The sequence below is a fragment of the Nostocoides australiense Ben110 genome, assembly GCF_001050535.1.
In the GTDB taxonomy this organism is placed as follows: Bacteria; Actinomycetota; Actinomycetes; order Actinomycetales; family Dermatophilaceae; genus Nostocoides_A; species Nostocoides_A australiense.
Window position 1 is genome coordinate 3,088,255 of sequence record NZ_HG764815.1, and the last position, 2,845, is coordinate 3,091,099.

Annotated in this window: 3 protein-coding genes; all 3 read right to left on the bottom strand. The window is 69.1% G+C overall.

From position 1 onward, the window contains the following. Window positions 1–69 precede the first annotated feature (69 nt). Window positions 70–879: an FAD:protein FMN transferase gene (locus tag BN11_RS14920; protein WP_083433786.1), complete on the bottom strand. Its 810-nt coding sequence runs from the start codon at window positions 877–879 to the stop codon at window positions 70–72. After that, the gene (locus tag BN11_RS14925) at window positions 876–1,421 is read right to left on the bottom strand and encodes an FMN-binding protein (protein WP_235435501.1); all 546 of its coding nucleotides are present in this window, start codon (window positions 1,419–1,421) and stop codon (window positions 876–878) included. Before BN11_RS14925 ends, BN11_RS14920 begins: the two co-directional genes overlap by 4 nt. A gap of 38 nt (window positions 1,422–1,459) precedes the next feature. Beyond that, on the bottom strand, window positions 1,460–2,845 hold a 1,386-nt coding region (locus tag BN11_RS14930), incomplete at its 5' end, for a ferredoxin reductase family protein (RefSeq protein ID WP_157044392.1).

The window sequence follows — 2,845 nt, forward strand, 5'->3', positions numbered from 1 at the left end:
CTTTTGTTCAGCAGTCTCCTAGAGCATGGTGAGCGCTAGAGCATGGTGAGCGCTAGAGCACGGTGAGCGCTAGAGCACGGTGAGCGAGGACTCCGGTGCGCGCTCGGTCATCAGGTCGCGCACCGCGGCCGGGTCGACGAAGGCCGCCGTCGCCCACACATCGGCCCAGACGAGATCCGGACCCACCACGGTGGCCGACCCCGAACGCGAAACCGCCTCTCCCGTGCGGGGATCGGCGATATGCGATCCTCGGGCAGCCGTGCCGGACGTCGCCACGGCCCCTTCGACGACCTCGGCCGTCGCTGCGATCCGGCCGGCCTGGTGCGGGTCCTCGATCCCGATCGACCAGCTGGGGGCGACGCCCCGCATTCCGGTGCCGAAGCCGACGACCATGTCGCCGCCGGCGTTGAGGCAGAACGAGATTCCGGGGACCAGGCGCAAGAGCGCGGCGGCCTGCTCGATGGCCCACCCCTTCACCACACCGGTGGGGTCGTATGCCGGGACCTCGCCCGGCGCCGCGCGCCAGGCGGTGAAGAGCCCGCCCGTGCGCTCCTCGGCCCCGAGGCAGAGCTCGAGCACCTCGGCCTGCCAGGGATGGCATTCCCCGGCGAGGACGGCACCGGCCTGCAGCCGGCGCAGCTCGCTGTCTGCACGCCACAGGCTGAAGACCTCGTCGACCTTGCGCAAGGTGGCGAAGACATTGCCGGCGGCCTGGTCGATGTCCGTCCGGGACGTGTCGATCGCCTTGACGTGCAACGAGATCGGCATGCCCATGATGAATTCGACGAAGGCTCGGCGCTGGATCGGCTGGGCAGGCTGGGCGGCGCGGGCGGCTCGCGGGCCGGGCCGGGTCGGCAGGGGAAGGGTGGTGGTCGTCATGACAGGTGCGCCTGGTCGATCGCGGACTGCAGCGACTGGATGTAGCCGACGGAGGTGACCGTCGCACCGGAGACCATGTCGATCGACGAGTTCTGCGCGTCGACCGTCTCCTGGTTGAGGATCGGCACCGCGTAGGAGTTGATCTCCTGGTCCTTGTGGTTGCTCCACGGCACCTGCAGCACCTCGGACTTGGTGATCTTGCCGTTCTCGACGGTGATCTGGACCTGGACCAGGCCCCATTGGGTGTTGACGGCGTCGCCGGCGTAGGTCTGGGTGCCCGCATCGGAGCTGGACGAATCCGACGATGAACTGCTCGTGGAGCTGCTGCCGGGGGTTGAGCTCTCCGTGGTCGCGTCCGACGAGGTGTCGTCGGTGGTGGCACTACCGGTCGGCGACTGCGACGTAGCACTGTCCGTGGAATCCGTTGTGCCCGAGCTGCTTTCGGTCGTCGTGGGAGCCGCGGCCGCGACCGCGCTGCTGGCGGTCGCATTGCGGGACGTGGGATAGCTGAACAGCAGGACAAGCGCGCTGAGCGTGCTCATCAGCCAGAGGGTGATCTTGCGCATTACGGGCCTGACTCTCAGTACTCGAGGTGTTCGATGTGGATGGCTTTGGGGGCGACGCCCGCGTCCTTCACGGCCGCCTCGGCGGCGGCCATCCACGGCCCCGAGCCGCAGATGTAGACGTCGTGGTCGGCGATATCGGGGGCGATCTGGAGAAGGGCCTCGGCGTCGCCCAGATGGGCGGCCGACTCGGGGAGCCACGAGTCGCGACCGGGTATGCGGTGCCCGTCGACGACGACGTAGCGCGCGCCGCGGTGGGCGGCCAGGGCTTCGATCTCCTCACCGAGGACGAGTTCGTCGCGGGAGCTGGCCCGGTGGACGATGGTGACATCACCCGCCGACTGCGGGAGCGACTCCAGCAGGGCGCGCATCTGCGTGATTCCGATGCCGGCACCGAGGAGCAGCACCTTGCGGTTGCCGCGGACTCCCGGGTGCAAGCGGCCATACGGCCCTTCGATCAGCGCCTTGGTGCCGACCTGGAGATCGGCCAGCCGGGCGCTCCCGGCACCAAGATGCTTGACGGTGATGCGCAGGGTGTCGTCGGTCGGGGCCGCGGAGAGGGAGTAGGGGTTGGCCCGCGTCCAGCCGGGTCCGTCCTGAAAGCGCCAGTTGAAGAACTGACCGCCCTGCGCCCCCAGTCGGTTCAGGCCGCGTCCACGCAGCGTCACGCTGGTGACATCGGGGGCCTCGGCGGTCACCGCGACGACGCGAAGGTCCGAGCGGCGCGAGCGAAACAGGGGCATTGCGACGCGGAAGGCCAGCACGGCGGCGGCCACCACGGCATACAAGGTCCACCAGAACACCGTCGCCGCACGCGAGTCGAGGAACTCCTGGCCGGTCCACAGCTGGTGCGGCAGGGCCAGGCCCGCGCCGAGATAGCCATAGAGGTGGATCAGGTGCCAGGACTCATAGCGCAGTCTGGCGCGGGCCTTCTTGATCGAGGTGACGACGACCATGACCAGGCAGGCGGTGCCGGCGATCGCCAGGAGCATCCCGGGATAGTTGACGGTGAAGTCGACGATGGTGCCCCAGATCCCCTCGGATGTCCCCGCGGCATACCCGAGGGTGATGAGCAGGATGTGGGCGAGCATCAGGTTGAAGCTGGTGAACCCGATCAGGCGATGGGAACGGACCAATTCGTCCTGGCCCCAAGCCTTTTCGAACCACGGCACTCGGGCCATCAGGAAGACCTGCACGAGCAGCAGGGCGGAGGCGATGAGCCCGGTGAGGCGTCCGAAGCTGCTCAGGAATCCCCCGACGCTGCCGACGTCGGCCAGTCCGCCGCCGTGGATCCACAGCGCGGTCACGCCCAGGAGCAGCAGCCAGACCGCGGCGCCAGAGGTGTCGCGCCACCAGGTGCGGGTGCGGCGCAGCGGCGCGGCCGCCGCCGGCCGCTCCGTCGG